Source organism: Gluconobacter sp. P1D12_c (assembly GCF_018812105.1).
Lineage (GTDB): Bacteria > Pseudomonadota > Alphaproteobacteria > Acetobacterales > Acetobacteraceae > Gluconobacter > Gluconobacter oxydans_A.
This window is the reverse complement of the sequence record NZ_JACSIQ010000228.1, coordinates 1-559: the sequence shown is the minus strand read 5'-3', so window position 1 is coordinate 559 and position 559 is coordinate 1. Positions and strand designations below refer to the sequence as shown.

Annotated in this window: 1 pseudogene; it reads right to left on the bottom strand. The window is 61.5% G+C overall.

What is annotated here, in order from left to right:
• Positions 1 to 559: pseudogene (locus KP705_RS16475) on the bottom strand (Tn3 family transposase); the annotation flags it as partial.

Below are 559 nucleotides of genomic sequence, written 5' to 3'. Positions count from 1 at the left end.
CGGTGCTCGGCACGGCGCATCATGCTTCCGAGGAGTTTGTCCATCATTGTGAGGGCCGCGTCGGTTAGAACCTCCTCAAGTCGGACCCCGGCTGCCACCAGAATGGCGTAACGACGGGATGACCGAAGCTCGGCCAGATGCTGGGGCGTAATCCGGGCAGCTTCTTCGCTCAAACGGTCAAAGGCCACACGCGGTATGGTCGTGGCGCGAGCGCTGTCGAGGTTCAGGGATCGTACACACTCCAGGCGTTCCAGCAATCGCAGGATATTGCGCGCGGCTGGTGACAAGGGCGGGTTACGCAGCCACGAGAGCCAGGAGGCACTGCGATCGCCACGACGCTCCAGCATTTTGTCCAAACGACAACGGGTTTCCGGCGGCAGATCCCCTGCAAGGACGTCATGGACAAGGTGATCGGCCTGCTGGCGAGCACGGCGCACCAAGGCTTCAATGACAGTGACCGACGGCAGGAGAATGCTTCGGCGACGCATCTCGTCAATCAGGATCGCAGCCATGCGGGATGGCTGGGTCACATGATGTGCAATTGGCATCGCGAAACCGG